At 43.0% G+C, this 1,080-nt stretch carries 1 protein-coding gene; it reads right to left on the bottom strand.

Going from position 1 to position 1,080, the window contains the following annotated elements; translation table 11 throughout:
- On the bottom strand, positions 1 to 1,080 hold a 1,080-nt coding region (locus J3U42_RS12260), incomplete at both ends, for a hemagglutinin repeat-containing protein (RefSeq protein WP_267336613.1).

A 1,080-nucleotide genomic window follows, 5' to 3' on the forward strand; every position in this document is an offset into this window, starting at 1 on the left:
TATTTAAAAAGCCTTTGCTTGAACTCTTATGGAACTCATCTAACTCAAATCGCTCCGACGACGTCCCGATAGCGATATCATTATCCGCATAAAGCCCTAATTGCTTACCGGCAGAAATATCGACCGTTTTGGCATCAATATCATGTCCGGCACTTAACGTCACATTATTGGCGGCACTGATTTCACTGCCAACGACATTGTGTTCATGGCTTTTACGATAATGTTTGCCGCCACCTAAATCTAACTTCTCTTCAATCTCAGCGGCAGTAAAGCGAATATCATGACCGGCGTGCAACGACGTATTGCCTGTATCGGCATTATTAATAATCCAGCCGGCTTTAGCATGAATATCATGCCCGGCATCGATAACAATATTGCCATTATTCACCTGAATGATACTGGCCTGGTCGATATTGGTGGTGACATTATTGCCACGGATTTGCGTGCGGGTACTGGACAGAAGATTGATATCATTATCGGCAGATAAATAAACCAGCTTATCACCGACTAATTTCCCGTAATTGGTAATATCATTTTTTGCATCGATTGCCACCCGCTCACCGAATACCGTGCCACTATTGGTGACATTATTGCCGGATAACTGAATATCTTTTTTCGCATTAATTAATCCACTGCTATTAAGCGCCTGACCTTTAATAAAGACATTATCACCGGCAATTAACGCACCGTCATGGCTGAGCTCAGTGCGGTTAACAATGTAAACCTGCGGCACTAAAACATCGATAGCTTGATTATTAATGACCACCTGCTTTTTCACCAACAAAACCATATCGGTCGTTAACGCTTTCATCTGCTCAGCAGACAGCTCCACCCCCGGCGCAATACCGTATTGATTAGCAAAGCTAATACCGGCATCCATTAAGGCTTGATACTGCGCTAAATCATTTTCATAGCCTTGCAAATAGCGATGACCGGTCAAACCAACGATTTGTTCCTTAATCAGTTGTTGCTCATAATAACCGTCACCTAAGCGTTTAAGCACCGAGTCCGGATCGGCTTTTAAGCGACTTAACATATAGTCTGAACTTAACCATTTCTTACGCTGAGTAAAGTTAGGGT

Origin of the sequence: Gilliamella sp. B2923 (assembly GCF_026536565.1) — a bacterium.
Taxonomy (GTDB): Bacteria; Pseudomonadota; Gammaproteobacteria; order Enterobacterales; family Orbaceae; genus Gilliamella.